This window comes from Paenibacillus sp. ACRRX (assembly GCF_022346885.1).
Classification (GTDB): domain Bacteria; phylum Bacillota; class Bacilli; order Paenibacillales; family Paenibacillaceae; genus Paenibacillus_B.
The window spans coordinates 779513-805839 of record NZ_JAKRNK010000001.1 but is presented as its reverse complement, the minus strand read 5'-3'; the positions used below and the strand labels follow the sequence as shown (position 1 = coordinate 805839).

At 45.3% G+C, this 26327-nt stretch carries 28 protein-coding genes; 5 read left to right on the top strand and 23 right to left on the bottom strand.

What is annotated here, in order from left to right; translation table 11 throughout:
- Nucleotides 1-205 precede the first annotated feature (205 nt).
- The 4 genes from MH117_RS03635 (at nucleotide 206) to MH117_RS03620 (ending at nucleotide 4692) form a co-directional block, all read left to right on the top strand.
- Nucleotides 206-874 carry a DNA alkylation repair protein gene (locus MH117_RS03635; protein WP_239327271.1) on the top strand — a complete coding sequence of 223 codons (669 nt, stop codon included), beginning with the start codon at nucleotides 206-208 and terminating at the stop codon, nucleotides 872-874.
- Between the two features lie 475 nt (nucleotides 875-1349).
- A complete protein-coding gene (locus MH117_RS03630; RefSeq protein WP_239327270.1) occupies nucleotides 1350-1946 on the top strand; it encodes a TetR/AcrR family transcriptional regulator in 597 nt (198 codons plus the stop codon).
- A 20-nt stretch (nucleotides 1947-1966) separates the two neighbouring features.
- Nucleotides 1967-2599 carry an HXXEE domain-containing protein gene (locus MH117_RS03625; protein WP_239327269.1) on the top strand — a complete coding sequence of 211 codons (633 nt, stop codon included), beginning with the start codon at nucleotides 1967-1969 and terminating at the stop codon, nucleotides 2597-2599.
- Nucleotides 2600-3339: 740 nt separating this feature from the next.
- A complete protein-coding gene (locus MH117_RS03620; RefSeq protein WP_239327268.1) occupies nucleotides 3340-4692 on the top strand; it encodes a lytic polysaccharide monooxygenase in 1353 nt (450 codons plus the stop codon).
- A gap of 62 nt (nucleotides 4693-4754) precedes the next feature.
- On the opposite strand, the gene MH117_RS03615 is transcribed toward MH117_RS03620, so the two are convergent.
- From MH117_RS03615 to MH117_RS03545, 15 genes are all read right to left on the bottom strand, one after another.
- On the bottom strand, nucleotides 4755-5297 hold the full coding sequence (locus MH117_RS03615; RefSeq protein ID WP_239327267.1) for a cell wall elongation regulator TseB-like domain-containing protein: 543 nt from the start codon (nucleotides 5295-5297) through the stop codon (nucleotides 4755-4757).
- Nucleotides 5298-5312: 15 nt separating this feature from the next.
- Complete coding sequence (locus MH117_RS03610; protein WP_239327266.1) at nucleotides 5313-6623, bottom strand: amidohydrolase; 1311 nt, start codon at nucleotides 6621-6623, stop codon at nucleotides 5313-5315.
- The gene (locus tag MH117_RS03605; RefSeq protein ID WP_239327265.1) at nucleotides 6598-7272 is read right to left on the bottom strand and encodes a redox-sensing transcriptional repressor Rex; all 675 of its coding nucleotides are present in this window, start codon (nucleotides 7270-7272) and stop codon (nucleotides 6598-6600) included. Before MH117_RS03605 ends, MH117_RS03610 begins: the two co-directional genes overlap by 26 nt.
- Before the next feature lie 43 nt (nucleotides 7273-7315).
- Complete coding sequence (gene dinG, locus MH117_RS03600) at nucleotides 7316-10186, bottom strand: ATP-dependent DNA helicase DinG (RefSeq protein ID WP_239327264.1); 2871 nt, start codon at nucleotides 10184-10186, stop codon at nucleotides 7316-7318.
- Nucleotides 10187-10347: 161 nt separating this feature from the next.
- Nucleotides 10348-11010 (bottom strand): tetratricopeptide repeat protein, encoded by a 663-nt coding sequence (locus MH117_RS03595; protein WP_239327263.1) that lies wholly within the window; start codon nucleotides 11008-11010, stop codon nucleotides 10348-10350.
- Between the two features lie 139 nt (nucleotides 11011-11149).
- On the bottom strand, nucleotides 11150-11533 hold the full coding sequence (gene panD / locus MH117_RS03590; protein WP_239327262.1) for an aspartate 1-decarboxylase: 384 nt from the start codon (nucleotides 11531-11533) through the stop codon (nucleotides 11150-11152).
- Nucleotides 11534-11538: 5 nt separating this feature from the next.
- Nucleotides 11539-12423, bottom strand: coding sequence for a pantoate--beta-alanine ligase (gene panC / locus MH117_RS03585; RefSeq protein ID WP_239327261.1), 885 nt, complete (start codon nucleotides 12421-12423; stop codon nucleotides 11539-11541).
- Between the two features lie 3 nt (nucleotides 12424-12426).
- Complete coding sequence (gene panB / locus MH117_RS03580) at nucleotides 12427-13287, bottom strand: 3-methyl-2-oxobutanoate hydroxymethyltransferase (RefSeq protein ID WP_239327260.1); 861 nt, start codon at nucleotides 13285-13287, stop codon at nucleotides 12427-12429.
- 297 nt (nucleotides 13288-13584) lie between these two features.
- Nucleotides 13585-14571 carry a biotin--[acetyl-CoA-carboxylase] ligase gene (locus MH117_RS03575; RefSeq protein ID WP_239327259.1) on the bottom strand — a complete coding sequence of 329 codons (987 nt, stop codon included), beginning with the start codon at nucleotides 14569-14571 and terminating at the stop codon, nucleotides 13585-13587.
- Complete coding sequence (locus tag MH117_RS03570; RefSeq protein ID WP_239327258.1) at nucleotides 14568-16157, bottom strand: CCA tRNA nucleotidyltransferase; 1590 nt, start codon at nucleotides 16155-16157, stop codon at nucleotides 14568-14570. Before MH117_RS03570 ends, MH117_RS03575 begins: the two co-directional genes overlap by 4 nt.
- A 40-nt stretch (nucleotides 16158-16197) precedes the next feature.
- Entirely contained in the window at nucleotides 16198-17358 is a 1161-nt protein-coding gene (bshA, locus tag MH117_RS03565) for an N-acetyl-alpha-D-glucosaminyl L-malate synthase BshA (RefSeq protein WP_239327257.1), read from the bottom strand.
- 62 nt (nucleotides 17359-17420) lie between these two features.
- Complete coding sequence (bshB1, locus tag MH117_RS03560; RefSeq protein ID WP_239327256.1) at nucleotides 17421-18116, bottom strand: bacillithiol biosynthesis deacetylase BshB1; 696 nt, start codon at nucleotides 18114-18116, stop codon at nucleotides 17421-17423.
- Complete coding sequence (locus tag MH117_RS03555; RefSeq protein ID WP_239327255.1) at nucleotides 18116-18541, bottom strand: methylglyoxal synthase; 426 nt, start codon at nucleotides 18539-18541, stop codon at nucleotides 18116-18118. Before MH117_RS03555 ends, bshB1 begins: the two co-directional genes overlap by 1 nt.
- Before the next feature lie 81 nt (nucleotides 18542-18622).
- Nucleotides 18623-19426 (bottom strand): 4-hydroxy-tetrahydrodipicolinate reductase, encoded by an 804-nt coding sequence (gene dapB / locus MH117_RS03550; protein WP_239327254.1) that lies wholly within the window; start codon nucleotides 19424-19426, stop codon nucleotides 18623-18625.
- A 5-nt stretch (nucleotides 19427-19431) separates the two neighbouring features.
- Nucleotides 19432-19821, bottom strand: coding sequence for a nucleotide pyrophosphohydrolase (locus MH117_RS03545; RefSeq protein ID WP_239327253.1), 390 nt, complete (start codon nucleotides 19819-19821; stop codon nucleotides 19432-19434).
- 153 nt (nucleotides 19822-19974) lie between these two features.
- Here MH117_RS03545 and MH117_RS03540 point away from each other — a divergent pair, with 153 nt between their 5' ends.
- Nucleotides 19975-20844, top strand: a complete 870-nt coding sequence (locus tag MH117_RS03540) for a YitT family protein (RefSeq protein WP_239327252.1) — start codon at nucleotides 19975-19977, stop codon at nucleotides 20842-20844.
- 103 nt (nucleotides 20845-20947) lie between these two features.
- Here MH117_RS03540 and MH117_RS03535 read toward each other — a convergent pair whose 3' ends face one another.
- The 8 genes from MH117_RS03535 to MH117_RS03500 form a co-directional block, all read right to left on the bottom strand.
- Nucleotides 20948-21793 (bottom strand): sporulation protein YpjB, encoded by an 846-nt coding sequence (locus MH117_RS03535; RefSeq protein WP_239327251.1) that lies wholly within the window; start codon nucleotides 21791-21793, stop codon nucleotides 20948-20950.
- Nucleotides 21794-21912: 119 nt separating this feature from the next.
- Complete coding sequence (locus MH117_RS03530; RefSeq protein WP_239327250.1) at nucleotides 21913-22590, bottom strand: DUF1405 domain-containing protein; 678 nt, start codon at nucleotides 22588-22590, stop codon at nucleotides 21913-21915.
- Nucleotides 22591-22742: 152 nt separating this feature from the next.
- Nucleotides 22743-23627 (bottom strand): c-type cytochrome, encoded by an 885-nt coding sequence (locus tag MH117_RS03525; protein WP_239327249.1) that lies wholly within the window; start codon nucleotides 23625-23627, stop codon nucleotides 22743-22745.
- 16 nt (nucleotides 23628-23643) lie between these two features.
- Nucleotides 23644-24315: a menaquinol-cytochrome c reductase cytochrome b subunit gene (gene qcrB, locus MH117_RS03520; RefSeq protein ID WP_239327248.1), complete on the bottom strand. Its 672-nt coding sequence runs from the start codon at nucleotides 24313-24315 to the stop codon at nucleotides 23644-23646.
- A gap of 16 nt (nucleotides 24316-24331) precedes the next feature.
- Entirely contained in the window at nucleotides 24332-24871 is a 540-nt protein-coding gene (locus MH117_RS03515) for a Rieske (2Fe-2S) protein (protein ID WP_239327247.1), read from the bottom strand.
- A 178-nt stretch (nucleotides 24872-25049) separates the two neighbouring features.
- Nucleotides 25050-25502, bottom strand: coding sequence for a DUF2487 family protein (locus MH117_RS03510; RefSeq protein ID WP_239327246.1), 453 nt, complete (start codon nucleotides 25500-25502; stop codon nucleotides 25050-25052).
- 82 nt (nucleotides 25503-25584) lie between these two features.
- Complete coding sequence (locus tag MH117_RS03505) at nucleotides 25585-25764, bottom strand: IDEAL domain-containing protein (protein WP_028544273.1); 180 nt, start codon at nucleotides 25762-25764, stop codon at nucleotides 25585-25587.
- Nucleotides 25765-25789: 25 nt separating this feature from the next.
- Nucleotides 25790-26272: a gamma carbonic anhydrase family protein gene (locus MH117_RS03500; RefSeq protein ID WP_239327748.1), complete on the bottom strand. Its 483-nt coding sequence runs from the start codon at nucleotides 26270-26272 to the stop codon at nucleotides 25790-25792.
- Nucleotides 26273-26327 lie beyond the last annotated feature (55 nt).

Sequence of the window (26327 nt, the reverse complement as noted above, 5' to 3'; positions counted from 1 at the left end):
TCACAAGGATACGGATGATCTCGTCAGAGATGATTTCGTATCTTTTTTATTTGGCTGTATTTGCTTTGCAGATTACACAGATAAAAGTGCGATGAGGATAATCCCCATTATACGGGAATATTGTTATTAAGAAGGAATTTTGTTCGGAATAGTCGAATCTGAGGACATACTATGACACAGTGCTTTAATAAAGGAGTTGTATAAAATGAATGAAAATAAAGGTACAGAAATAAAACGTTCTTCAAAGGCAGAAAACATTCTACCTCTGATCAATAGTAAAACGAAGCTAGGCGACTTACGAAAAATCGCAAAGGACATTAAAAAGGATCACGAACTAGCTATGGAACTTTGGTCAACCGAAGAGTTTTTGCCTAGACTTTTAGCAATCTTAATTATGGATAAAAAACTTCTTTCACTAGAAGTTCTAAATAAGCTTGATAAGGATATGCAGACTCATACTTTTGATGAGCGAAATAACTTAATGGATTGGTTAATGGCTAATCAGCTCACCAAAGACAAAAAGACAATTGCATTGATGGAGTCATGGGAAAATAGTCCTTCTGCTCTTCAAAGGCGGGCTTTCTGGTATTATCAAGCGCGATTGAGATGGACTGGACAAGCACCGCCTAATAACACCGCAGACTTACTATCTACATTAGAAGCCAATATTACGAAGGAAGAACCGGAAGTTCAATGGGCGATGAATTTCACCGCAGGCTGGATAGGCGTTTATGATGAAAAGAATCGTGCACGTTGTATTAAAATTGGAGAGAAAACAGGACTTTACAAAGATGAAATAGTAGCAAAAGGATGTACCCCCAGCTATTTACCGGAGTTCATTACGATTGAAGTTAACAAACGACATCTTAATTAGTTACCTTTGAAAAATTTATTAAGGATTAATGTAAAAATACAGAAACTCAAAGCCTTAATTATGAAATATGAAAATTGTAATAGGCTTGGACCGAAAAATAAAGAAAACAGCATGTTATGGCAGCTAGCTAGTGAAAAATGCAAGGAAGATGTAAATGATTAGCTCACAATCTTATTTGATCTGTAGGGACGCTTATCTTTAAGAAGAACACTTTCAAGCAGCGCGGTACAATACTACTATTCAAAAGACTAATGTGATGTTCAACAATTGGATAACGTAAGTTCAATGAAAAAGCGACAGTCTAGGACTTTATTTTCTTGTCCATGGCTTTCGCTTCTTCAATTTCAAGAGTCAGTCTAATACTTTATTTTCTACAGGCGCAACAAATCTCCTATTGCAGAGTTAAAAAAAGAGTGCTAAACTCAATTTAAACAACTTTTAAAACGTTGTTTAATACACAAAAAGGAGGTATCTTATGGTCCAGTCAGACACTACCAACGATACAAAAGCTAAAATCTTAGCTGCTGCCCTCGACATGATCAAAGAGGACGGCTTCGAAAGCATCACGATCCGCAAGATCGCGGCAAGATCCGATACCAACATTTCACTTGTTAATTATTACTTTGGCTCGAAGGACAAGCTTATTAATGAAGTAATCAAGCATTTATTATCGGGGTTTCAAGAGTCTTTTGCGTTACTGGACGACTTGACTTTGACTCCAGGGCAGCGACTCAAGTCGTTTCTGCTCCATTATGTACAAGTTATTCAACAGTATCCGGAACTTGTGGCGCGTACGATTGCCATGGGCACCAAGATGTTTACCTCACAGGTTGAATATGGCGAGTTTCTACAGGCTACCGGCTTTCACAAGGTGCAACATGTATTATCTGAAATGACGGATGAACAACAGCCTGATCAGCTAATGACAATGCTCATGCAAGTGTTCGGCGCGATTTTCCTGCCGGCTCTAATGAGGCCTATTCTTGAAGGCGGGGCTGGCGTCAATATGGGGCCAACTGAGCAGCAGATTGATTTGTTGTTTGAACGCTATTTTCACAACCACAATCACTAGATGCAGAGGAGAACGATACTATGAACTTCTTGCGAAAATACTGGTCTGATCTAGGTATGCTTATCGGAGTTATCGTATGTGTGGGCTTGGGTGTATATGGGAATAGCATGTCCGAAATAAGTGTCATCTTGTGGCTCAGTTTTGTAGCTATCCTTGTGCACCAATATGAAGAGTATCGTTGGCCCGGTTACTTCGGTGGACTGTTTAATGTCGTTATTTTTAAGAGCGAGTATCCAGACCACTATCCGCTGAATACACAATCTGCCATGATTATTAATTTGATTATCGCTTATGTATTTTATCTACTTCCTATCTTGCTTCCAAACGTAATTTGGCTTGCACTTGCTCCTATCTTTATGGGATTTTTCCAATTCATATGGCACGGCATCTTCGCCAATATCAAAGCCAAAACACTCTATAATCCCGGTTTATTTGCAGTTCTCGTATTTCATTTGCCTATTGGGGGCTGGTATATCTATCATATCGTGACACAACAGTTGGTAAGTACGACGGATTGGATTCTCGGCACGATATACTTTTTAATAGCTGTCTATATTTTGATTATTAAAGGTAACATGTGGCTAAAGGATAAAAACTCGTGTCATAGCTTCTCGGATAAGCAATTAGGTCCGTACAAGCCTAAAGCGATGTAAGATTCTAAGTCGGGCGTCTCAACCTATTCGATGTCAAAGGGTTACTGCCGCAGCGAACAGGGCAATAATCCTTTGACGTGTAGGTTTTTATTCTCTTTAGGCTTCTAACTGCATGGATTACTGCCCAGATCGGAGTAAGGCGCTGACTAATCATGCAAAGCTGAACAAATTCTTCAATTATTTAATTTACAGAACATACATAAAAAAATTATGCCTGCCATAAAATGAAAACGGTTATCCCCCTAAAAATTTATAGAGATTTTAGTTCTAATCCGTATTCAGCAATGCGTATACGTATTATTGCAGTCAAATGGAGAGTGGTAATTAGTTAGAGCCGCAAAGTTTATACGGTATCAATTAATAAAAATGATGATGTATTAAATTTTGTTAAAATCTTTAGTTCACACAACGTTCACAATTTAAGATATGATAAGGACAAGTCACCTTCCCTCTTCCGCCTACATCCTTTACGAACACCACTCCAGTTATAAGCTAGCGACTCGTCAACTCCCAGCTGATTTATCGACAACTCACATCATGTTTCCGATCTCACATCGTATATGAGCTCATATGAGTTTATATAAATCTAGCTTCAGAAAGGAGGGTTCTTTGCTGCTGATAGATCTTTTGTTACCGCTTTAAGAACACATGTATGAAAGGAGGTTATAACGTCTATTTTCAGAAGCTTAAAATCGAATTTAATAGATTGTCATTTGCCAAAATAAGAGGAGGTTAATGATATGAATCAACTTCGATTGCCGAACCAAGTGATGACCAAGCTTTTTGTTGCGTGTGGCGTGATGTTTATTGCTGCTATATGTATGGTACTTTTTTCAGATAAAGCATTTGGACACGGTTATATAGAGGGGCCTGCCAGCCGAGCCGCTTTATGCAAATTGGGACAGAACACCGATTGCGGTGCCATCATTTATGAGCCACAAAGTTTGGAAGCCCCTAAAGGTTTCCCTAACACTGGCCCTGCGGATGGGAAGATCGCAAGCGCTAACGGCGCATTCCCTAAGCTGGATGAGCAATCTTCTACTCGTTGGACAAAAGTCAACATTAGCGGCGGACAGACTACTTTTAATTGGAAGCTAACAGCTGCGCATGCAACAACGAGTTGGAAATACTACATTACTAAGCCTAATTGGAACCCTAATTCGGCCCTTACTCGCGCTTCCTTTGACCTTACACCATTCTGCTCTGTGAATTATGGCGGTGCGCGTCCTCCATTTACTTACTCCGATACGTGCAACGTACCTACAGATCGTTCGGGATATCATGTCATCTTAGCAGTATGGGAAATCGCGGATACAGGAAATGCGTTCTACAATGTCATTGACGTGAACTTTGGTGGCAACAACCCTACTGATCCCCAAGCTCCAACTGCTCCTGCCGCTCTTAACTCTACCGGCAGCACATCTACCTCTGTATCGTTGGCTTGGAACGCGTCTACCGATAATGTAGGTGTCACAGGATACAACGTCTATAACGGTAGTACTCTTGTTGCTGTTGTGTCAGGATCGACGTTAAATTACACCGTTAACGGACTTACTTCCAACACAGCTTATACATTCTCTGTTAAAGCTGTCGATGCTGCCGGCAATGTATCTGCGGCTAGCAATGCAGTCACTGTCACCACACCACCAGTTCCAGTAGATACTCAAGCACCAACTGTGCCTACTGGCTTACATGTGATGGGCACAACGACGGCTACAAGCATACCGTTAATGTGGAGTGCATCCACAGACAATGTCGGCGTAGCTGGTTATCGTGTATATCAAGGAACAACTTTAGTCGCGACCGTATCGGGCACAACGACTAGTTACGTCGTTACAGGCTTGAGCGCCAGCACTACTTACACGTTTACTGTTCGTGCGTTCGACGCAGCGGGCAATGTGTCCGCAGACAGCAATGCGATTAGCGCCACAACGACCGCAACTCCTACTGTTCCGGCTTGGGCACCTAACACGGCATATACCGTCGGTACAAAAGTTAGCTACAATGGCAATGTGTATGAGTGCCGCCAGCCTCACACCTCTTTAATTGGTTGGGAGCCAAGCAATGTGCCCGCTTTGTGGCAGCTGAAATAGGTTAATTATCCTGACCACGTCGTCCAAAATAATAATACCCTAGGGGCATAGCCCCTAGGGTATTATTGATTAGGCATTGCATATACATCCAGCTTAGCACCAGACTTGAAGTCAAAAAAATGATAGAAATATCGTTTAATGCCATTTTCATCTGGACGTTGTACCTGCGCCTGCCATACAAATGTCTGTTCGCCCTTATCGTTAGCTTTCACACCTGGAATAACACGTACAATATGAATTCCTGCATATTCCGTCTGAAGCAATTCGGTTACTTGAGCCTTTGAGACACCGTCAGCTGCCTTCATCACAGTTACAGGGTCCGTATCTTTAGCACCTACCCATACCATTTGTTCGGCATCGGCTTGATCTTTACCTGTTACGATATAATAAACGGTATCCCATACAGACTTATCTACATGAATAATTTCTTTCAGCGCAATTGCTTTATTGGCCCGCTGAATGATCTCTGCTTCCCTCGCATGCTCAATATCGTTAACCGACATCAAATATCGAACAGTCAGAAATCCCAACAAAACGATTACAAAAGATACGGCTAATATCCACAACCTCATTCGGCTGTGCCGCCTCGCTCGAGTTCTGGCCATCTTCGCCTCCTCCGTCTATCGGCTAAGCAAGCCTTCAAAGCATTGCGAAGCTTCATAGCGAATTTGTTCTTCATCAAGCGTCGTACATGTGCCGTCCTTGACCACTTGTTTTCCGTCAATCCATACATGTTTGACATCTTGGCCTGAAGCTGAATACACCATGTGCGATACAAGATCGGTATGTGGCAGCAAATGAGGCTGGTCAATGTTCACAGCAACAAAATCTGCCTTCATACCCACTTCAAGCAGTCCGACATCTTGCAGTCCGATTGTACGCGCACCATTAATCGTAGCCATACGCATCGCCTCTGCGGCAGGAACAGCCGTTGGATCGCCCGATACCCCTTTATGAATCATTGCTGCCAGTCGCATTTCCTGGAACATATCCAAGTTGTTGTTGCTTGCCGCACCGTCCGTTCCCAGGGATACATTAACTCCAGCGCGTTGAAGATCTACAACTCTTGCAATCCCACTCGCGAGCTTCAAGTTGCTAGCTGGATTATGAGATACACCTACATGATGACGTGCAAGCACTTCAATTTCTTCATCTGTCAAATGAACACCATGAGCTACAAAGGACGGTCGGCTAAAGAAGCCCAATTTCTCGAGATGAGCTACTGGACGCAGGCCATAATCTTTGACGTTCTGCTCTACTTCCGCTCGTGTCTCAGACATATGTGTATGCAGCATCAAATCCATATCGTGCGCTGCCTGTACGAATTTCTCTATAAACGCTGGTGGACACGTATAAGGAGCATGAGGGGCTAGCATTGTCGTAATGCGCCCTTCCGCCTGACCGTTCCAATCTTTCGCGAATTGGACCGCTTCATTCAGCTTCATCTGCTGTACCTCATCACTGCACAAGCCGATTGCACCACGCATCAGTGCTGCACGGATACCCGCCTGCTCGCTTACCTTTGCTACTTCATTCATATGATCGTACATATCAACAAAGGTAGTCGTGCCGCCCTTTAACATTTCCAGAACAGCCAATGCAGTGCCCCAGTATACATCCTGATCCGTAAACTTTCCTTCCATAGGCCACATTTTCTCTTCCAGCCATCTTTGAAGCACCATATCGTCGCCATAACCACGAAGCAGCGTCATGGCAGCATGCCCATGCGTGTTCACAAGACCAGGCATAAAGAACAGCCCGTTCCCATCAATAATTTGCGCATCGGCTTGATGATATTGTTCAGGCAAATCTGCACCAATATGCATGATCCGACCATTTTCAACTACCATATATCCTTTGAGAGTCGAACTAGTCGCATCTGGCTGCAATTGTGCAAATAAGCCATTACGTACGATTAATGTTGTCGTCATGTGTCACCGTGTCCTTTCCTTCTTCATCATCTTGTAAATAATACGCCAGGCTGAACAGATCAGTCGTAAAGTCAGCCGTATGCACGCGGATATGCGCTGGAACTTTTAAAATAACAGGTGCAAAGTTCAAAATCGCCTCAACTCCCGCCTCTACGAATTGATCTGCGACTTGCTGTGCTTCCAGTGCGGGTACAGTAATTATCCCAATACGGATACGATTCTCGATCACGGTAGATTGTAATTCTTCCATCGGTTGAACGCGTAGATTGTTAATAGTCGTATTTATTTTGGAAGGCTGCGCATCAAATACGGCTACAATCTTCATGTTATCATTCAAATATACCGTGTAATTACATAAGGCATGTCCTAGCTTACCAGCACCAACCAAACCAACGTGCACTTTCTGATCCAGCTTTAGAATATGCTTGATCTGCTCAATCAAATACGACACGTCATAGCCGATCCCTTTGCGTCCGAAATCTCCGAAATAAGCCAAATCTTTGCGAATCTGAGCCGGATTCAAATCCAGCTTCTGCCCAAGATCCTGCGAGGATACAGTCAGAACCTCACGTTGCTTTAATTCCAACAGATGGCGCAGGTAAATCGGTAGTCGACGAACGACTGCTTCTGATATTTTTAACGTCTTCATCGATAGAGCCCCCTCTCGATAGTTAAATACAGTTGTAGAGTTCTTAGCTGTTATTGTCTATCGTTTCGTTATCTTCTAACCAGGTCTCGATCCGAGGCACTAGTTGATCCGTCGCCATATGTTCCATCTTCGGACCTGGCAGCGAGTATAAGAAATGCTTGCCATAACTTGTCTCAATTACACGCGTATCATAAATGATGACGATTCCTTTGTCTCGAGTTGTACGTACCAAACGTCCAAATCCCTGCTTAAATCGAATGACGGCTTGCGGTATAGACAGCTTGCGAAACGGGTTTTGCTTCTGTCTTTTCAGGCGATCCGACTTCGCTTCTACAAGCGGATGATTCGGCGGCTGGAACGGCAATCGAACAATAGCGAGGCAAGTAAGTGCATCACCAGGAATATCTACACCTTCCCAGAAGCTGCTTGTACCCAGCAGCACAGAAGACGTCTGCTCCTGAAATCTTCGAGTCAGCTTACTCCGGTTGCCGCTATCCATCCCTTGTCCCAGCACTTGAATTCCATGCGGCGCTAGCGAATCTTTGAGCTGTTCATAAACATCTTTGAGCATGCGATAAGATGTAAAGAGTACGAGCATGCGGCCGCGGGTTACTTTGGCAATATCCCCTATCGATTGAGCCAGCTTGCTGTTAAATAGCGGGTCACCTGAACCTTTAACAGTAGGAAAATCTCGCGGAATAACAACCAGTGCTTGTTCTCGGTAATTAAATGGAGAAGGTAAAATCACGCTGTGCAGTCTGCCGTCCCGTGCAGCTTCCTTCAAACCAATCTGTTCTTCCACGAACTGGAACGACTTGTCAACAGATAATGTCGCCGATGTTAAAATAATGCTTTTCTTCGGTTCGAAGAAATAACGATTTAACGCTTCGCTTACGTCAACTGGCACGCCGTACATCTGCATTGATTTATGACGGTACTGCATGTTACCTTCCATCCAATAAACAGTATCAGGTTCCGTACCCTTCATAAATTGCCTGAATTCATCTCTGACTTCAGCTAAATCTTTAAATAGCCCTGTAACATCAACAACAACGGCCTGCAGTTCTTCATCATCAACATCTTTCCACTCATTGACCAACTTCTCACCCGTTCGAACGATGTCACTTAAACGTACATGCACATCTTCTTCCAACTCAGTTACACCGCTCCAAGACTCTGGCCGTGATTGTGACTGCAGCCTCAGTACGGATTGCCCTGCTTCCGCCTGACCCGCTTCAGGCGGTGGCATTAGTTGGAACAATGCATCGTTCATCCGATCCCACACTTCTCGTACATCCGCAAGCTGAGTGAGCAGCTTCTCAATGCCTTCAGCCCAAATCATCGCTTTCTCGTTGCCTGACAGACGCAAACGCATCTGTAGAAGAATAAGCGCCCCGTTCTTGCTGTCCTTAAACAATCGAATAAGGGGATGAATTAGTGAAAAGTATTGCAAGTGAAGACCAAGATGTTTCCCTGCTGTCTCTTCAAAATGATGCGCTTCATCAATGACCAGGTGTTCATAGGCAGGCAGCAGTCGATGCTCTGCGATCACGTCAGTGAACAACAAAGAGTGATTCGTAATGATAACATCCGACATGTTGGCATCATTCTTAGCCCGGTGATAGAAACACCTTCTAAACCAAGGACAAGCCCGGTTCAAGCACGAATCGCTGTCACTCGCGACAGTATCCCAGAATTCCGGCCCCTTTTGAATCAGATGCAGTTCTTCATCATCGCCATGCTCCGTCTGACTTAACCAGACGATCATCTGTGCCGCAGTCAAAATATCGTCCTTGACGTGCACAAACTCTTTATAGTTTATTTTATGTTCAAATTTTCTCAAACACAAATAGTGGCTGCGTCCTTTAAGAATCGTGGCTTTAAATGGAACAGGCAATATCTGCTCCAGAAGCGGCAAATCGCGTTGTCTTAACTGCTCCTGCAGATTAATCGTGTGTGTGCTAACAATCACTTTCTTATCGTGCTTAACGCTATAATAAATGGAAGGCAGCAAGTAGCCGAGCGACTTGCCTGTACCCGTTCCTGCTTCAATCAACAGATGCCGATCATGATCAAGGCTGTCCATCACCTCTTGGAACATCTGTTCTTGAGCTTCGCGCGGTTCGTAATTACTTAATCTTTCTTTCAGATTAGATTTCACTTCGTCCAGAAATTGTGTAAACGAGCTTCCTTCCAAAGCAGGTTGATCCATTCCCTCACGAGGTGGAAGCACATGTGTCCACTCCCCCAGCTTAAATGCAAGCTGGCGATATGCCGATACATCCCCCTCCTCACTGAGCCGTACCGCATCTTGCTCGCGTTCTACCAGCTTCGTATATAACAGCCAACCCAGATCCTTCTCGTCGGAACCAAATAAGTCCACAATCCGCTGAAGCGTTAGCAATGGTAAATCATCTACAGCCTGTAGGCAACGAATAAAAATATCCGCGGTCGCAAGTGCATCACTGTCTGCTTGATGAGGACGTTCATGGGTAATATTAAATGCTTGGGCAACCGATCCTAACTGATAAGAAGTCAAGGAAGGAAATAAAATGCGCAGCAATTCTATCGTATCGAGGATTCTACCCGTAAAGGGCAGGTAACCTGTATGTTCTAGCGCTTGTCTTAAGTACTGATAATCAAAAGCAACATGATGTCCAACAAGCACAACATCATTTAATAAAGGTACCATCCCAGTCATTGCTTCATCCAGATCAGGTGCTTCTTTCACCATCTCTTCGCTAATGCCCGTTAATTGTGTAATAAATTCGGGTATCGGGATTGTAGGCTTCACAAGGGTATGATATTCCTGTTCCACCTGCAAATTAGCTCCGAGAATAACGAGTCCAATTTGGATAATTTCATCTCCCGGTTGATTACCCGTAGTCTCAAAATCCAATACGGCAAATCTCATCCCTAACAATTCCTCTCACCATTTCTGTTTTAAGAATAACAGATGTTCAGTCGTTTGAAAATGAGGAGAGGGCAACATCTACGAAAAGATGTTCCCCTCTCCATGTGTATGATGCAGTCTAGAACGAATGCTTGTGTACATCTATACGCTTCATTCCATCGTTACGACATGTGCGCCATCCGCTTCTCTCCATATTGAAGTACGCCGTGATTATGGATGCATACCTTCAAATTGGCAATCGGTTCCGGAATTGTCGGATCGGCAAAATGTGCCTTCTGAAAATAATGCTGCGCCTTTTCGGTATTGCGGTGAAGCGCTTGTATACAGCCAAGAGCGTTATATGCCAACGCTTTTAGCTTTGCATCTTCCGTCAAAGGGATAATAAAATGAAAATGACGGCAAGCCTCTTGATTGCGACCAAGATGCAAATACGATAAGCCCAGATATACTCGTGCAATTAACTTGTCCGGATGTCTGGATATCGCTTGTTCCAGATGTCTGGAGGCTTGTTCATACATACGAAGCGTAAAGTAACCTTGCCCGTACTGCAGTGGATCATTGTAATCCGGAAGCTCGGAGTCCTCGCTTGGCGGATTCTGATTCGACACTGTGGCAGGTACTTGATTGCCCGCGCTCCGTTCAGCTCGAACGAGAGCCAGCTTTTCTTCAAAACGGAGCCATTCCTCAACTATGTGGTCACTCATGGAACGCAGCAGAGACATCTGGTGTTCCAGTTCCTGCTTGGTTGTCCCTTCTGCCGAAGGATACTGCTGGATAATCTCATCCAACAATTCGTTCATCGTCGCGAACATGTGCTGCAACACAACTTCATCCCACCTTTACAATGTGATGCTGTGCATGATTGTACGGCTCATGTTCATTGTGTGTTAATCGTTCACGTTTCATGCGATGCTCCAACGATCCAACAGCTTTACCGGTACTTGCTCGTTCTGCGCTTGAATACTAACGGATGGTAGCGTGTACTTCTACATGTGCAAGCTCAACAGGCTGGTTACGTTCATCCACAAATACAACTTTAGGCTGATATTGACGTGCTTCCTCATCATTCATCCCCGCATAAGAAATAATAATGACATTATCACCGGGTTGAACGAGTCGGGCAGCAGCGCCATTCAGACAGATAACGCCAGAATGACGTTCACCTGTAATCACATACGTTTCCAGACGCGCACCATTGTTATTATTGACGATCTGAACTTTTTCATTCGGCAAAATATCCGCCAGTTCCATCAACTGCTCATCAATTGTAATGCTGCCTACGTAATTTAAATTAGCCTCAGTCACCGTAGCACGGTGAATTTTAGATTTCATCATTTCGCGAAACAAACGGCTCACTCCTCTTCTGCAGCTTGAAGCAATCGATTATCAATTAATCGGGTCGCACCGAATCGAACTGCCAATGCAATTAGTACATCTGTCGTACGCTCACTCATCGGTAGTGCTGCTGTTAATGGCTGTAAGGAAGGGAACGCCACCACTTCCACATATTCAATCTCAGCTAGTGGTGAACCGTTGATATACGTTCGAATACGGTCCGCCAACGCACCAGCTGTCACCGTTGGCTCAACTGCAAGCCACTCCGAGACAAGACCCAAGGATTGAGATAACACAAGCGCCTGCGCTCGCTCATCCTCGGACAAGTAAACATTACGCGAGCTTAGTGCAAGTCCGTCTTCTTCCCTTACGATCGGGCATGGCACCAGTTCAACGTCCATATTCAAGTCGTATACCATCTGCTGCAGCACAGCAATCTGTTGGGCATCCTTCATCCCAAAGTAAGCTCGGTCAGGCTGCACCATATGGAACAGCTTCGAAACGACTGTTGTAACTCCATCAAAGTGTCCTGGTCGGGATGCCCCACAAAGTGAAGCCGTCATCTGTGCGACAACAACCTTAGTCTTGGTCTCCTGAGGATACATCATCTCTACCGACGGCAGAAACACAATATCGATTCCACATAACTCTGCTAACGCCAAGTCACGCTGCTCATCCCGTGGATATCGGTCAAGGTCTTCATTTGGCCCAAATTGGATCGGGTTAACAAAAATGCTAAGCACAGATACCTCGTTCTCTGCTGCGGAACGCCTCATCAAACTTGCATGTCCATTATGCAAATATCCCATTGTCGGTACAAATCCGACTGTACAATTTCTTTGCTTGTACCTATATTCTTTAATTGCGGTTCTGAGTTCCGCAATCGTTCTAACTACTAACAACGATTACTCCACCTTTCCATGTCCATACAAGCTGTCAAGTACCACATCATCCGCATGAAAAGCGTGAGCTTCAGCCGGGAACGAACGCTGCTTTACATCCTTAACATAGGTCTTCATGCTCTCCCGAATGGTCGTACCAATATCCGCGTATGTCTTGACGAATCGTTTTTCCCGATAAGCCGGTGTATATTTTAACACATCGTGGAATACAAGCACTTGTCCATCACAAGATGCTCCTGCTCCAATGCCGATGGTTGGGATCGATAATCGTTCACTAATATAAGCCGCGACTTGATCCGTCACAAGCTCCAAGACGACAGCAAAAGCACCCGCTCTTTCTAAAGTTAAAGCGTCGTCCAAGAGACGGGCTGCGTCTTCTGGCGTCTTGCCCTGAACACGATAACCGCCAAGTTGATGTACCGATTGCGGCGTCAGTCCAATATGACCAAGCACAGGTACACCCGCTTTCACGCAAGCGTCAACCATCAATGCAATCTCGGAACCGCCTTCCATCTTAACCGCATTGGCATGACCTTCCTGCATTAAGCGCCGCACGTCCTTCATCGTCTCACTAACCGAGCTGTGATAGGTCATAAAAGGCATATCTGCCACAATAAATGTATGAGGCGCTCCCCTGCGAACCGCTCTCGTATGATAGACCATATCGTCAATGGTCACGGGAAGTGTTGAGTCGTAACCAAGTACGACGTTGCCCAAAGAGTCGCCAACCAGAATGATATCCATGTCGGCTTCTTCTACGAGGGCTGCAGAGGGATAATCATACGCCGTCATCATGGTGATCGGATCCTGATTCACCTTCATTTGTTTCATTTTTACGATACTTAGAGGTTGTTTCACTTTCATCCTAACTCATCTCCTTATCGATTCTCTTTTTAGTTTGCGCAAAACAAAAAAACCTTTTAGCGTTTCCACTAAAAAGGTCCCAAAGCAAAAAAGAGGTCGCATGCGACGTCTCTCTGTCTCGGTCCCTTCGGCTCAGAGCAGAAATATGCAGCACAACAAGGATATGTACTTGTCAGCACAGTTCCTTTGCTTTGCGAGTGCGATTCCGAACGGATATCGCCTACATAGGTAGTATAATCAAATATGTAATCGAAGTAAATCCTCGAGTGTACCCATGACTTACATTTATTATACAAATTAGAAAGTGGTTCCTTCACTAGTGAAATGAACATCCCCTGAAAACACTTTCCGATACTGTCCGTCCTGCCCAAGCAGAACAAGCGCACCAGATTCATCTAATCCTTGTGCAGTTCCCGTCACATCCCCATAAGGTGTTGCTACCGATACCTCACGACCGATCGTGACACTTTGCGCTTCCCATAATGTACGTATTGGCCCGAATCCCTGCTCCTCATAAAGCTTGTACAATTGCTCTAATTCCAGACAAATCTCGGCCAGCAGTGTAGCTCGGTCTATTTCTTGGCCGTATTCACGCTTTAGGGATGTAGCAATATGACGCAAGCTATCTGGATAGTCTTGTTCATCCAAGTTCACACTAATACCGATGCCAGCAATAACACGAACTAAGCGCTCATCTTCTGCTTGCGATTCCAGCAATATCCCGCATACTTTACGCTCATGAATAAGTAAATCGTTAGGCCATTTAATGCCGACCGGTACAGGTACAATCCGTTTGATCGCTCTACATATCGCTACAGCTGTTAACAACGTTAAGTGTGGGGTAAAATGCAAGGGGATACGGGGCGTCAGCACCATACTCATCCATATGCCTTTACCAGGAGGCGAATGCCAGATACGGCCTCGTCGTCCTCTTCCGCCAGTCTGCTCTTCAGCAATGACAAGCGCACCTTCCCGCGCACCATTTTCCGCCCATTTCAGCGCCTCGTTCTGAGTCGACTCCGTCCGGCCCACAATACGAATCTGACGGCCTAACGTTTGTGTCTTCAATTGTGTAAGGAGTGAGATTTCATCCAGACGTGTTGGCTGCTGTAAAAGTCGATAGCCCAGCTTCGGCACGGCTTCAAATTCGAATCCCTTCGCACGAAGCCGATTAATATGCTTCCAGACGGCAGTTCGCGAAATATTTAATTCTCGGCTTATTTCTTCGCCGGATACAAACTCATTTGGGTGCGCTTGAAACCAAGCCAACAAACGTTCGTTCACGATGCCCCCCACTTTCTTTCTAAATGTTGTTGCAGCATGTAAACGTTGTTATCTACGATGCCCAATGCCACATCAAGCCAAATGCCTTCCAAACATGCTCTAACCCATGGTCCGGCCGGCCGATCTATCCTTTTTAACACATCTTTGCCGCTTATCGCCAAATCCTTAAGCTGGCGCACAGGCAAATCGTGAATCCATCTGTCACCTTCATTGAGCAGCATCTTCCACAGCATTATGCCTGACCCAGTCGGCTGAGTATCCGAGCAACTGCCGCTTGTCATAGGCAGCGTCAGCTCTTTATTGCTGCTTGAGTTGGCAGAGCCGCCTATTCGTGCCGTTACGTCCGCATCCACCAAAGCCTGCGGTGGAAGTTCATTAATCTTTGGCGCGGCACAATCGTCCACGCGCTGCGTGGCTATTGAATCGCTTGCCGCAAGCCATGCGCGGCCGCACGCGAGTGCTCCGCGCACAGCCGTCTCGCCATAGGCGAGCACGGCTTGCGCGACAGCCCGCCGCAGAGCGGCAGCGCCGTCCTCTGCGGCGGAGACGTTCGCGCAGGCGGCAGGCGGTATTGCCGCCTGCGCGAGCAGTGCGTGCGCGTGCAGGACGCCTAATATGGCGTCCTGCTGCGCACCGGACAGGCGCAGCGCAGCCAGCACCTGCGCCGCCTCTTCTAAGCTTGCGCGGTGCGAAAGCGCAAGCACAGCCATACGCAGCTCGGGTGTAGTGACTTGCCCGAGCGCGTTCCATATAGAAGACGGCTGCTGTAAAGAAGCAGCCTGATCATGAGCCCCTGACTCGATCACGGTCAGATCGATATCATTTGCAGCAGCTTTACCCTTAAAGCTGTCTGATCGAGCTTCACATAGCCCCGTAGCTAAGTATCCTACAGGCTCCTTAACATATGCCAACACACAGCTGCGGACCACCATTGCCCATCCTCGAGCTGGGTACGGACCTGCAAGCAGCTTCCATAGTTCATCACGTATTCGCTCCATAGCAATGTGCTTCAGCTTACTACGAGTTTCCCGAATTGCACGCCACGTACTTTTCGTCATTCTCATATTTAGCACAGACGCAAAACGAATCCCTCTCAGCATGCGCAGCGCATCTTCATTGAGACGTTCACGAGCAGAGCCTACACAGCGAATGTTTCTACTTATCAGATCCTGTTGTCCGCCGAACGGATCTATGATGGAGCCGTCAGCCGCAAGTGCCATTGCATTTATTGTAAAGTCACGTCGCTCCAAATCTTCTGTTAAATCTGTAATATACTCCACATGCTCGGGCCTGCGATAATCAGCATAAGCCGATTCTCTACGAAAAGTTGTTACTTCGTATGTATGTTCCCCCATTAATACAGTCACCGTGCCGTGTGCGATGCCAGTGGGAATGACTCTATCAAATAACGCTGCCACTTCATCCGGCAAGGCAGAGGTCGCAATATCTACATCATGAATCGGACGTCCAAGAAGTGTATCTCGTACGCAGCCGCCTACCATATAAGCAGAGTATCCACTCTCATTCAGACGACAAATAACGGCCTGTGCTTCTTTCCATAAAGGACCTTGCAATTGCAGCTTCATATATAAACTCCTAATCCATCAGTCCTCGTAAAGCGATGGATTAGCAAGAAGGCTTCGCATTCATCACTTCGCGATTGAGTACTCGATAATATATTTTTTCATATTCCCACGTTATAAGATCGTTACAGAATACATGGCGCGCACGATGCAAGCAAGCTTCTCTCATCTGTGCCGCTAGGGACTCATTGCTTAGCAGTTGTACCGCATGTTCCGCCATTTTGTCTGTATCCCCAACAGGAGCCAAGTATCCCGTTTCACCATGGGTTACCAATTCGGGAATGCCCCCAGCTTCTGAGCCAATTGTCGGAACGCCACAAGCCATCGCCTCAAGTGCAACTAAACCGAAGCTTTCCTTCTCTGACGGCAGCAGCAAGACGTCAGCCAATGAGATGACTTGTGCAATCTCATCCTGCTTGCCCAGAAAATGAACACGATCCTCCAAGCCCATGTTACGAATCATGCATTGAACTTTAGGCATATCGGGACCTTCTCCTACAAAGACGAGTCTTGAAGGAACGTGCTCATGCACTTTCGCAAACACTTCCACTACATCACTTACCCGCTTCACAGGACGGAAGTTGGAGATATGCATCAATATTTTCTCATGGGGATAAGCAAATTCTGAACGCAAATGCGCAATATCGCGAGGATAATATACCCTTTTGTCAATAAAGTTGTAAGTCAGGTCGATATCTCGATTAATATCAAGCATTTCTCTCGTCTGCTTAATTAAATCCTGTGATACAGCTGTTACAGCATCACTCTGGTTAATAGCAAACCGTATCATGTCTTTCAGCGACTCATCCTGTGCCAGCACCGTGATGTCCGTGCCATGTAACGTCGTCACGACCTTAAGATCCGGATGTGCCATTTGCTTGGCAAGATAGGCACATACCGCATGTGGTACCGCGTAATGAACATGCAGCAAATCAAGCTGCTGTATGTTGGCGACTTGCGCCATCTTGCTCGCTAATGACAAATCATATGGCGGGTATCGGAATACATAATAATCATTTACATCTACTTCGTGATACTGTATATTCTTTTGAAATTTAGAACCTAAACGAAACGGAATATTGTGTGTTATAAAATGGATTTGATGACCGCGCTCTGCTAACAACTTGCCTAGCTCTGTCGCAACAACTCCAGACCCGCCGAGGGACGGATAACACGTTATTCCAATTTTCAAACCTTCGCTCAACCCGTTCCCCTCCTCTATTCAAGCGCTGTCATCTTCCTATATGAAGTCATAACTTGACGGTATTAGAATAAATGCACAGCGTATGGCCCTTTATGAATAAATGCTTCCGCTTGTGTCATCCCTCTGCCTTGACCAAGCAATGAATCACGAGCTTCCACTCGTTCTACATATCCTTGATTCAGTGGAGTAGATACAATGTCAGTCTGAGCCGATGGTGCCGTAAATTGTGACTCATAAGCCAGTAGTGCACTGCGTTTGTGATCGTATACATCCGATACATCAACAATTAGATCTGCAGGTGCAATATCATTAATAAAATAATAATAAACCTGGTCAACAAGATGGGCTTCTATATCAGGCATATAACGTCTCAGCTTGGCATTAAACACAGCTTCCTGTACAATTCGACTGCACATGACATGATCAGGATGCCGGTCTTCCCAATAAGGTGCAAATACAATTCGCGGGCGATAACGGCGTATCATGCGAACAACCGCCTGAATATGCTCATCCACCAGTTGAAGACCACGGTCGGGCAATCCGATCGTTTCCCGCGCGAACAACTGAAGCACTTCACTGGCAACGCCTGCTTCCTGCTGTCGTTTCTCTACGGTACCATTGGAGGACATCTCCGCATAGGTAAGATCACAGATCACCGTTCGATATCCAGCGAGCTGGTGTTTGGCGAGTGTGCCAGCCATCCCGATCTCGACATCGTCAGGATGTGCGCCAAAGGCAAGAATGTCCACATGTTCCATTAGGATTCATCGACTCCCGGCTTGTATTTGTGCTGCAATTCACGCCATGCAAAATCTCCGCGTTCCAACGCTTTAACAAGAATTTCAGCTGTTGCAATATTGGTGGCCACTGGAATGCCTTGTACATCACACAAACGCAAAAGCGCGATGATGTCCGGTTCATGAGGCTGTGCCATCAACGGATCACGCAAGAATACGATTAAATCCATTTCATTGTCTGCAACTAAGGCGCCAATCTGCTGATCTCCACCTAACGGTCCCGATTTAAATCTTGTAATATCAAGGCTTGTCTGCTCCATAATTCGCAGCCCTGTTGTTCCTGTCGAAAATAACTTATGACCCTCAAATACTTTTTCATAAGCAATTACAAAGTTAACAATTTCTGATTTCTTACGATCGTGTGCAATAAAAGCAATATTCAGCATAAGTCTACCCCTCCATCATCTATCCCGTTAAATGTATGTTCTATTGCTGAAAATCGTAGGTCGATGATATCATCATGTCTATTAGTCATCCAAAAGATGCTCAAAACCATAAACAAGCTGGTCCAATTGCATCACTTTCTTAACAGCAACATTCACACCTGGCATGTAGCCTGAACGCTCGTAGGAATCATGGCGAATCTTTAACGTCTGTCCATTGCCGCCAAATATTACTTCCTGCTGCGCAAAGATTCCCGGCAGGCGCACACTATGGATACGGAATCCATTATAATAGCCCCCACGAGCGCCTTCAATCTTCTCTTCTTCGTTCGGATTGCCCTGCTTATGTTCAGCACGCACCTGTGCAACAAGCTCTGCTGTCTTCACAGCTGTACCCGATGGAGCATCCAGCTTCTGATCACCATGGTATTCAATAATTTCCAGATCAGGGAAGTACTTAGCTGCTTGTTGGGCAAAACGCATCATTAATATCGCGCCTATTGAGAAATTAGGTGCAATTACCCCCCCAAGTTCCTTTTCTTTGCACATGGCTTGCAGTTCCTCAATCTGCTCTGGGGTAAATCCCGTCGTTCCAATTACAGGCCTTACTCCGTGCTGAATAGCTAACGATGTATGCTGCATCACTGTACTTGGCGTCGTAAAATCAACGAGCACATCGGGCTTGCTGTCCGCTAGTGCAGCGGAAAGATCATTGGTTACCGTGACGCCGCACGATGGCAGGCCCACCAACGATGCTGCATCTACTGGTCCTGTTGTTGTAGCAATTGCTGCCGCCAATTCCAATGAGTCATCCTCAAGTACCATCTTAACCACTTCGCGTCCCATTCGTCCGCCTGCTCCGGCTACTGCTACTCGTATACGTTCCATGCTGATTAATCTTCCCCTTCCGAGCTTTGCTCGCCGTCAATACGTGTCCAACGATGCTTATCGCGTGTATTGAACTTATGCATGACCTCATCATGTGCTTTCGTTAAGTCAATGCCTAGTGAATTTGCAAAGCATAATAAAATAAACAGAAGATCACCCAGTTCATTCTCAATGGAGTTATCGGCTTCTGTTGCTTTCTTAGGTTTTTCTCCATATAAATGGTTTACTTCACGTGCCAATTCGCCAGCTTCTTCAAGCAGCCTGGCTAGCATGGACAGTGGACTGAAGTACCCTTCTTTAAACTGAGAAATATATTGTTCCACCTCATGCTGCATATCGGCTAAAGGCTTGCTGCGCAGCGTGTCCAAGATGGCTCTGCGTTCTTGTTCTGTCATGCCATCTCCTTCTTCTACTTGTACAATTATGTAGGCTGTATTTAGCTTCTATGTTATCGTAAAGCATCATGGAAAACAAATGCTTTTTATCCTTACATCATTTCGATATACTAAGGAAGGTTAAGCATTTTGACACAAGGAGAACAGCGATATATGACATCCACGTTTCTGAATAGGGTATGGCATACATTCCTTCCGATCATGATTGGAACTGCCATTTACGCCTTCGGTCTGCTCTACTTTATTATCCCGAATCAGCTTATGGAAGGCGGCGTTACGGGTATAACCGTCCTGCTCAAATATGCCGCAGAGATCAATCCTGCACTTTCCACCCTCGTTATTAACATTCCTTTATTTCTAGTCGGTTGGCGATCACTTGGCAAAGTCCAAATGATTTATAGCATTTTTGGTGTCCTGTCCCTTACTTTCTTTTTGTGGCTGTTCGAATTAGCCGTATCCAGACAATGGATCGTCCCCTTCCAAACGGAACATGACTTTATTCTGGCTACATTATATGCTGGCGTTACACTAGGAACCGGATTAGGCATCGTATTCCGTTTCGGGGGCACAACTGGTGGTGTAGACATATTAGCACGCATTGCCAATCGCAAGTTTCATATCAGCATGGGTCAATTTATTTTAATACTAGACGTATTTATCATAGGTGCAGCATTGTTTTACATACCTAAAGAGAAAATATTATATACACTTGTAGCTGTATTTATTGCATCAAAGATGATTGACTTCATCCAGGAAGGTGCTTACGCAGCCAAGTCGTTTACCATTATTACTGACCATCCCGACGAGATTGGCAAGCTAATTACATCGGAATTGGAACGCGGCGTTACCTTGATTCCTGCTATAGGCTATTATTCCCGACAGGACAAGCAGATGGTGTATTGTGTCGTTGCCCGTCATGAGATGAGAAGACTAAAGTCCATCGTGAAGACTGTGGATCCGAGGGCGTTTATCGTTGTCGGAGATGTACATGATGTGCTTGGTGAAGGCTTTAAAGAAGAATAACAGGCAGGTTATTAGAAAAGGTCGGCAGTACTCGTCACTAGACGTGAACTGCCGACCTCTTCTTTTAGAATGATAAGAGAATATCGTTTGTCTCGTTCATTAACTAACTCGATTTATTCCATGGGCCTGCATGGATGTGATGTTCTTGATAACGGTATTTCTGATAGGCAACATATGCCAAGGTCACTGTTACTATACAAGCTAACCACATCACAACCCGTAATGGAATTTGATCCTCAGCTACGTTAGCAAATGCAGGGCTATCTTTCGCGTGGCCAAACAACGCCTTCATCAGCATAGGCTCATAATCTTGTAAAGCTCTTCGAGCCTGATCTCTTGATACTCGTGAATCATTAATCTTCATGACCAGTACATTGATAGACTTTAACATCTCAACTGTCTGCACGGACCTTTGTATAGCCACTGCGGGCATTATCCGATCCGTATGCTCTAACCAGAGGCGACTAGCTTGTTCCCACTGCTGCTTAGTCGCCGCTTGAACCATCTGTTCCAGATCATCTCGCAGCACTTGTTCATACTGAAGCCACATCGATCGGTTAGGATGTGTGATCGCATCTACTGCCAATTTAAACTTAGCTGCAGCATGTGATAACTCTTTTTCGTTAATGGAAGCAGCATGAAGTTCACGCTTCATATCCACATACGTTTCCGTAATAGCTTTAATTTGCTCAGCAGTCATGCTGTCAAACAATCCCGGTGACGCAAGGACCAGTTCCAATTTTTTTACCGTATGCAAAGCTCCCGATACATCACCGGAAGCGACTTTTCGGTATAAACGTTCCGTGGAGGTGTCAACCTCCCTCCATCCTTGGTGCATATTCTGCTCTTTCGACTCCTCGACCGTTTCATTTAACGCATGAAGGAGTGGGCTGGTGAAGATTAGCATGATCAAAGCCAATAGGACACTCACAATCCTGTAACGGTGCATGGACATCCCTCCATGACTAACCTATGGGGCGATGTCTGAATTTAGAACAGCTCGTACGGTGTAATTCCGCATTTCTTCAATAAATAGCAAAGCTGCATTACAGCAACGATTGAATACCTTTACAATTTCACATTCAGCTTATTCGAGCTGCCGCTCATCATGCGTTCTTGTCTCAGACGATAATAACAAGCTATGCCTGCAGTAACTACACTTACACCCGTTAATATAATTGTAAAAGTCGATACTGCAGATACGTCATCCCATAACGCTTGTGGCAAATAGGGGTAAACATCATATTTATAATCCACATAATCATTCAACCATGTCCAGGCTGCTGCAAGACAAAGACTAATGCCAGCAAAGCGAAATAGACGTACAAACAAAACAGCTTCTATGGCCATCGCTAAGTGAGAGCTTATTAACATCCAATCCTGCCAAATCAACGACTCACCCTGATAGGCACCCGCCAATATCATCGCACAAGCCCATATCCCATATTTAATAGAAGTTACTACTGCTAAAGCTTCGATTACGACACGGATCGCACTCAGCCATCTTTTCTGTTTCTTCATCGGAAATAGCAAAAACAACAGAGCTAATGAAAAAAACAAACTTGCTGTCGGACTGTCTGGTACAAATACAATTTGCCATTTCGGAGAGTGCTCCCAAGTATCCACCAATTGATATTTGTACCAGTAATAGCCGTAAATGGTTCCCAACGAGTTGGTCAAAAATAACGACCATAGCACCCATCTCTGCTTCAAAAAATAGCGACTCCATAACATTGACACCTTCAACGAATACCACAGCCTCCCAGATTAATAAAACAGAAAGTTACTGGACCAGTGACATAAATGGTACAACATACATCCAAAATAAGCTGTAAATCAGCTGTATGAACAAACAAAACCTGACCGTCAATAACGATCAGGTTGTTCCTAACTATAGTTTACTCTGCTGCTTTCTGTTTCGCAAGCCATTCTGCTAGGTGATCGATGTCCTGATCTGTAAGACCCGCACCAATTGCCGTATCATACATTGCTGGCATCTTGCCATCACCCTTGCCCTCATGGATGATTTTCAAAATCTCATCTTTTGAAAGCGCATCCCCAATTCCACGTAGGCTTGGAGCGCTTGCGCCTTTCAAGTCAGCACCGTGGCACGCCACACATGTCGCCTTCTTAAAGGATGCCATTGCAGGATCATCTTTGTCCACAATCGCAATCTCCTTGCCTCCAGGCTTGGCTTGACCGGTCGGCTTCCCAGCCGCTGCTGCCTCGCGAGCTTTCTCTTCACGCTCAATATGCTCTGGGATGATGTTAAGCTCTTTTAACTCGTGTTCATATCCGTTCCAAGCAACCTTGGTTAAATAAATAACCGCGAGCAGAGATACAAACATCAAGGAGGAAGCGATTGGGCGTCTGTAGAAACGACGCTCTTTACCTGAATCGAGGAAAGGAGCCATAACCAGTCCACCGAACATAATGGCCGGTATCAGTACAGTGCCAATCACAACGTAGGAACCGGAGGCATATGGATACTTCAGTAATTGATATAGGAACAGGAAGTACCAGTCTGGAATCGGAACAAATCCTGTGTTGTTTGGATTTGCTGGATAACCTAACGGAGGCGGCTCGGAAATCGTTAGTACGAGAAAAGCTACCAACGCCACGACTCCTACCATCCATTCCTTTAGCAGGAAGTTAGGAATGAATGCTTCCGACTTGCCAGGATAAGTCGTGTAATCCGGTTGTTCCGGATTATAACTTCTTTTCTTTACGCGGGAGTCGCCAACATACACGACTTTTTCTTTGGATGAATGTCCGTGTGCCATCTTGGTTCCTCCTTTCTTATAGCGGTCCGGAAATACCTTGACGGCGAATCATAAAGAAGTGAGCGCCCAACAAGGCTAACAGTCCTGCCGGCAGGAAGAAGACGTGGATGGCAAAGAATCGCGTCAAAGTCTGGGCACCTACGATCGTGCCACCTTGCATCAATTCTTTTAAATAAGGTCCTATGTAAGGAACCGTATCCGCAATCTCCATACCGACTTTGGTAGCAAAGTATGCTTTGTTATCCCACGGGAGCAAGTATCCTGTGAAACCAAGGCCGAGCATTACAAAGAAGATTAACATCCCAACGACCCAGTTCATTTCACGCGGAGCCTTATATGAACCCGTAAAGAATACGCGAAGCGTATGTAAAAACATCATAACAATAACGAGACTTGCGCCCCAATGGTGCATACCGCGAACGATCTGCCCGAATGCTACTTTTGTCTGCAAATATTCAACACTGTAATAGGCATTCACGATATCCGGTACATAATACATAGTCAGGAACATTCCAGATAGAATCTGGATAACAGTAATAAAGAACGTCAATCCACCGAAGCAATACACAAATGCGGAGAAATGGTGCGCGGGGTTGACATGTTCAGGTACTTCGTGATCGGCAACGTCCCGCCACATCGGCGTAATATCGAGACGTTCGTCAATCCAGTTGTAAACACCCTTTAACATCTGTTGCTACGCCTCCTTATTTCGCACGTGTGTTCGGCATCTTATCGCCCAAGTAAACAAAACCGTCTTTGATTTTTACTTTGTATTCATCCAATGGTGCACGGGCAACAGCTAGCTGTTTGCCATCCGGTGTATAATGCGCGCCGTGACAAGGACAGAAATACTGGTCTTTATACTTCGCATTGTTGTTCCAGGAAACTGTACAGCCCAAATGCTTGCATACAGGGGATAACGCCAAGATTCCTTTATCATCCTTGCGAATCCATGCTGTCAATGTCGGCTTGCTCTCGTACCAGCCGTCAACTTGCGTCACTTCGAAGTTGAATTCTTGCGGCTGATCTGTAATCTTGCTTACTTCTACAACCTTGATGTAATTTCCCTCTGTCTTTTTCTGCAAAAGTGGATCTACCGCAAACCGAACCATTGGCAATGCTGCTCCCCCCGCCATAAAAGCAGTCGCCCCACCTAACGTGTATGAAAGAAATTGTCGACGCGACATTTCTTTGCGTGCCGCTGGTTTGTGAGGATTATGCTCGTTCTCATGCGGTTTGCTCATCGTCTCTTACCCCCCTTTACCCAACCGTTCTCGCAGCTTACTATGACGATTATCACATTCTAACTAAGACATCCCTATAATATCCCAGCCCTATGTAAGCGTCAAGAATTTACCAATTAATTTGGTACGATCAACCAATAGTGTTTCGTTAAATGTTGGGATTTTGTCACATTTGACACTAGTATTGTGATGAAGACCACATTGTTTGGACAAGCTCACTGATTCGTTGACGACTATTCTCGCTCTCAATATCTCGAGTAGCAAATGGAGTTAATACGAGATCACAATTCGACAGCTTCTCGTGCGGCAGATCCACCTGAGCAGACATACCAATAACATAACGGAAGCCAGCACCTTTAAGCTCTGCGGCTAATCGATCCAACTTTGTCCACTCTCCATGTGCAACAGAGATGTCAGATGGATGACCAACAAAATGGTATGCTGGATAAGTAACGATACGTCCATGAAAAGGAATTTCGACATGCTCCAGCCAATCTCTTAATTGCTCCAAGCATTGTGTCGCTTGATAAGGTGCCAGAGCCCCTGTCAATCCGGTTACAGGAATTACACACGTATCTAAATACGGTTTCCATTGTTGCCACTGCGCTTCCGAGATTTCACTGAACTTCATGATGTCCCCCCCGTTTTTCCTACTTCTTCCTCTCCATTATACTGATTTGCACAAAAAAATGAAGAATCGCATGATGCGTTCTTCATTGTAACGTTTTCAGCTCGTTCGTCAGCATTTGAAAGGATGCTTCATCCCCTGTAGCCAATGCTTCATCAATTGCTACGTAAATTTGACGGGTACGATGCTTACGAATCGCGTCGTCCCATATCATCTCTGCCGTCAAGCCCAACATCACTTCGTAAGAAACCTTCATTTTATCCATAGGATGCACCTCCAAACCCGAACGCTTAAGAGCTCCTATATTCCTTTCCTTTCACCACATAGCTATCTGTTGTTCGTTTCATGCGCTGTAAATCTTCTTCTGTCAGCTCGCGGATAACTCGTGCGGGTGAACCGAGAGAAAGAGTATAGGCCGGTATTTTTTTATTTTCGGTAATGACCGATCCTGCCCCTATTAAAGCATATTCACCGAGTTCCGCACCGTTCAGGACGATAGCCCCCATGCCGATTAATGTACCCTTGCCTATCCGGCAGCCGTGTATAATGGCGGCATGCCCGACAGATACATCTTCACTTACAAGAAGCGGCTGATTCGTGTTGACGTGTCCGATAACACCGTCCTGAATATTGACGCGTTCAGCAATATGAATAGGTGCTAGATCTCCGCGCAGCACCGCGTTAAACCACACAGTGGAGCCTGCGCCGATTGTAACGTCGCCAATAAGCTTGGCTCCATCCGCCACATATACTGATTCATCGATACGTGGCATCTTATCTTGATAGGGTATGTACAACAAATGATCGCCTCCAACAGGTTCTTGCTCC

What these genes read in the sequence shown, in the direction of transcription:
- MH117_RS03635 (WP_239327271.1), top strand. Translation starts at nt 206, where the DNA reads ATGAATGAAAATAAAGGTACAGAAATAAAACGTTCTTCAAAGGCAGAA.
- MH117_RS03630 (WP_239327270.1), top strand. Translation starts at nt 1,350, where the DNA reads ATGGTCCAGTCAGACACTACCAACGATACAAAAGCTAAAATCTTAGCT.
- MH117_RS03625 (WP_239327269.1), top strand. Translation starts at nt 1,967, where the DNA reads ATGAACTTCTTGCGAAAATACTGGTCTGATCTAGGTATGCTTATCGGA.
- MH117_RS03620 (WP_239327268.1), top strand. Translation starts at nt 3,340, where the DNA reads ATGAATCAACTTCGATTGCCGAACCAAGTGATGACCAAGCTTTTTGTT.
- MH117_RS03615 (WP_239327267.1), bottom strand. Translation starts at nt 5,297, where the DNA reads ATGGCCAGAACTCGAGCGAGGCGGCACAGCCGAATGAGGTTGTGGATA.
- MH117_RS03610 (WP_239327266.1), bottom strand. Translation starts at nt 6,623, where the DNA reads ATGACGACAACATTAATCGTACGTAATGGCTTATTTGCACAATTGCAG.
- MH117_RS03605 (WP_239327265.1), bottom strand. Translation starts at nt 7,272, where the DNA reads ATGAAGACGTTAAAAATATCAGAAGCAGTCGTTCGTCGACTACCGATT.
- dinG (WP_239327264.1), bottom strand. Translation starts at nt 10,186, where the DNA reads ATGAGATTTGCCGTATTGGATTTTGAGACTACGGGTAATCAACCGGGA.
- panB (WP_239327260.1), bottom strand. Translation starts at nt 13,287, where the DNA reads ATGAAAGTGAAACAACCTCTAAGTATCGTAAAAATGAAACAAATGAAG.
- MH117_RS03570 (WP_239327258.1), bottom strand. Translation starts at nt 16,157, where the DNA reads ATGAAGCTGCAATTGCAAGGTCCTTTATGGAAAGAAGCACAGGCCGTT.
- bshB1 (WP_239327256.1), bottom strand. Translation starts at nt 18,116, where the DNA reads ATGGAACATGTGGACATTCTTGCCTTTGGCGCACATCCTGACGATGTC.
- MH117_RS03555 (WP_239327255.1), bottom strand. Translation starts at nt 18,541, where the DNA reads ATGCTGAATATTGCTTTTATTGCACACGATCGTAAGAAATCAGAAATT.
- dapB (WP_239327254.1), bottom strand. Translation starts at nt 19,426, where the DNA reads ATGGAACGTATACGAGTAGCAGTAGCCGGAGCAGGCGGACGAATGGGA.
- MH117_RS03545 (WP_239327253.1), bottom strand. Translation starts at nt 19,821, where the DNA reads ATGACAGAACAAGAACGCAGAGCCATCTTGGACACGCTGCGCAGCAAG.
- MH117_RS03540 (WP_239327252.1), top strand. Translation starts at nt 19,975, where the DNA reads ATGACATCCACGTTTCTGAATAGGGTATGGCATACATTCCTTCCGATC.
- MH117_RS03535 (WP_239327251.1), bottom strand. Translation starts at nt 21,793, where the DNA reads ATGCACCGTTACAGGATTGTGAGTGTCCTATTGGCTTTGATCATGCTA.
- MH117_RS03525 (WP_239327249.1), bottom strand. Translation starts at nt 23,627, where the DNA reads ATGGCACACGGACATTCATCCAAAGAAAAAGTCGTGTATGTTGGCGAC.
- qcrB (WP_239327248.1), bottom strand. Translation starts at nt 24,315, where the DNA reads ATGTTAAAGGGTGTTTACAACTGGATTGACGAACGTCTCGATATTACG.
- MH117_RS03515 (WP_239327247.1), bottom strand. Translation starts at nt 24,871, where the DNA reads ATGAGCAAACCGCATGAGAACGAGCATAATCCTCACAAACCAGCGGCA.
- MH117_RS03510 (WP_239327246.1), bottom strand. Translation starts at nt 25,502, where the DNA reads ATGAAGTTCAGTGAAATCTCGGAAGCGCAGTGGCAACAATGGAAACCG.
- MH117_RS03505 (WP_028544273.1), bottom strand. Translation starts at nt 25,764, where the DNA reads ATGGATAAAATGAAGGTTTCTTACGAAGTGATGTTGGGCTTGACGGCA.
- MH117_RS03500 (WP_239327748.1), bottom strand. Translation starts at nt 26,272, where the DNA reads ATGCCACGTATCGATGAATCAGTATATGTGGCGGATGGAGCCAAGCTT.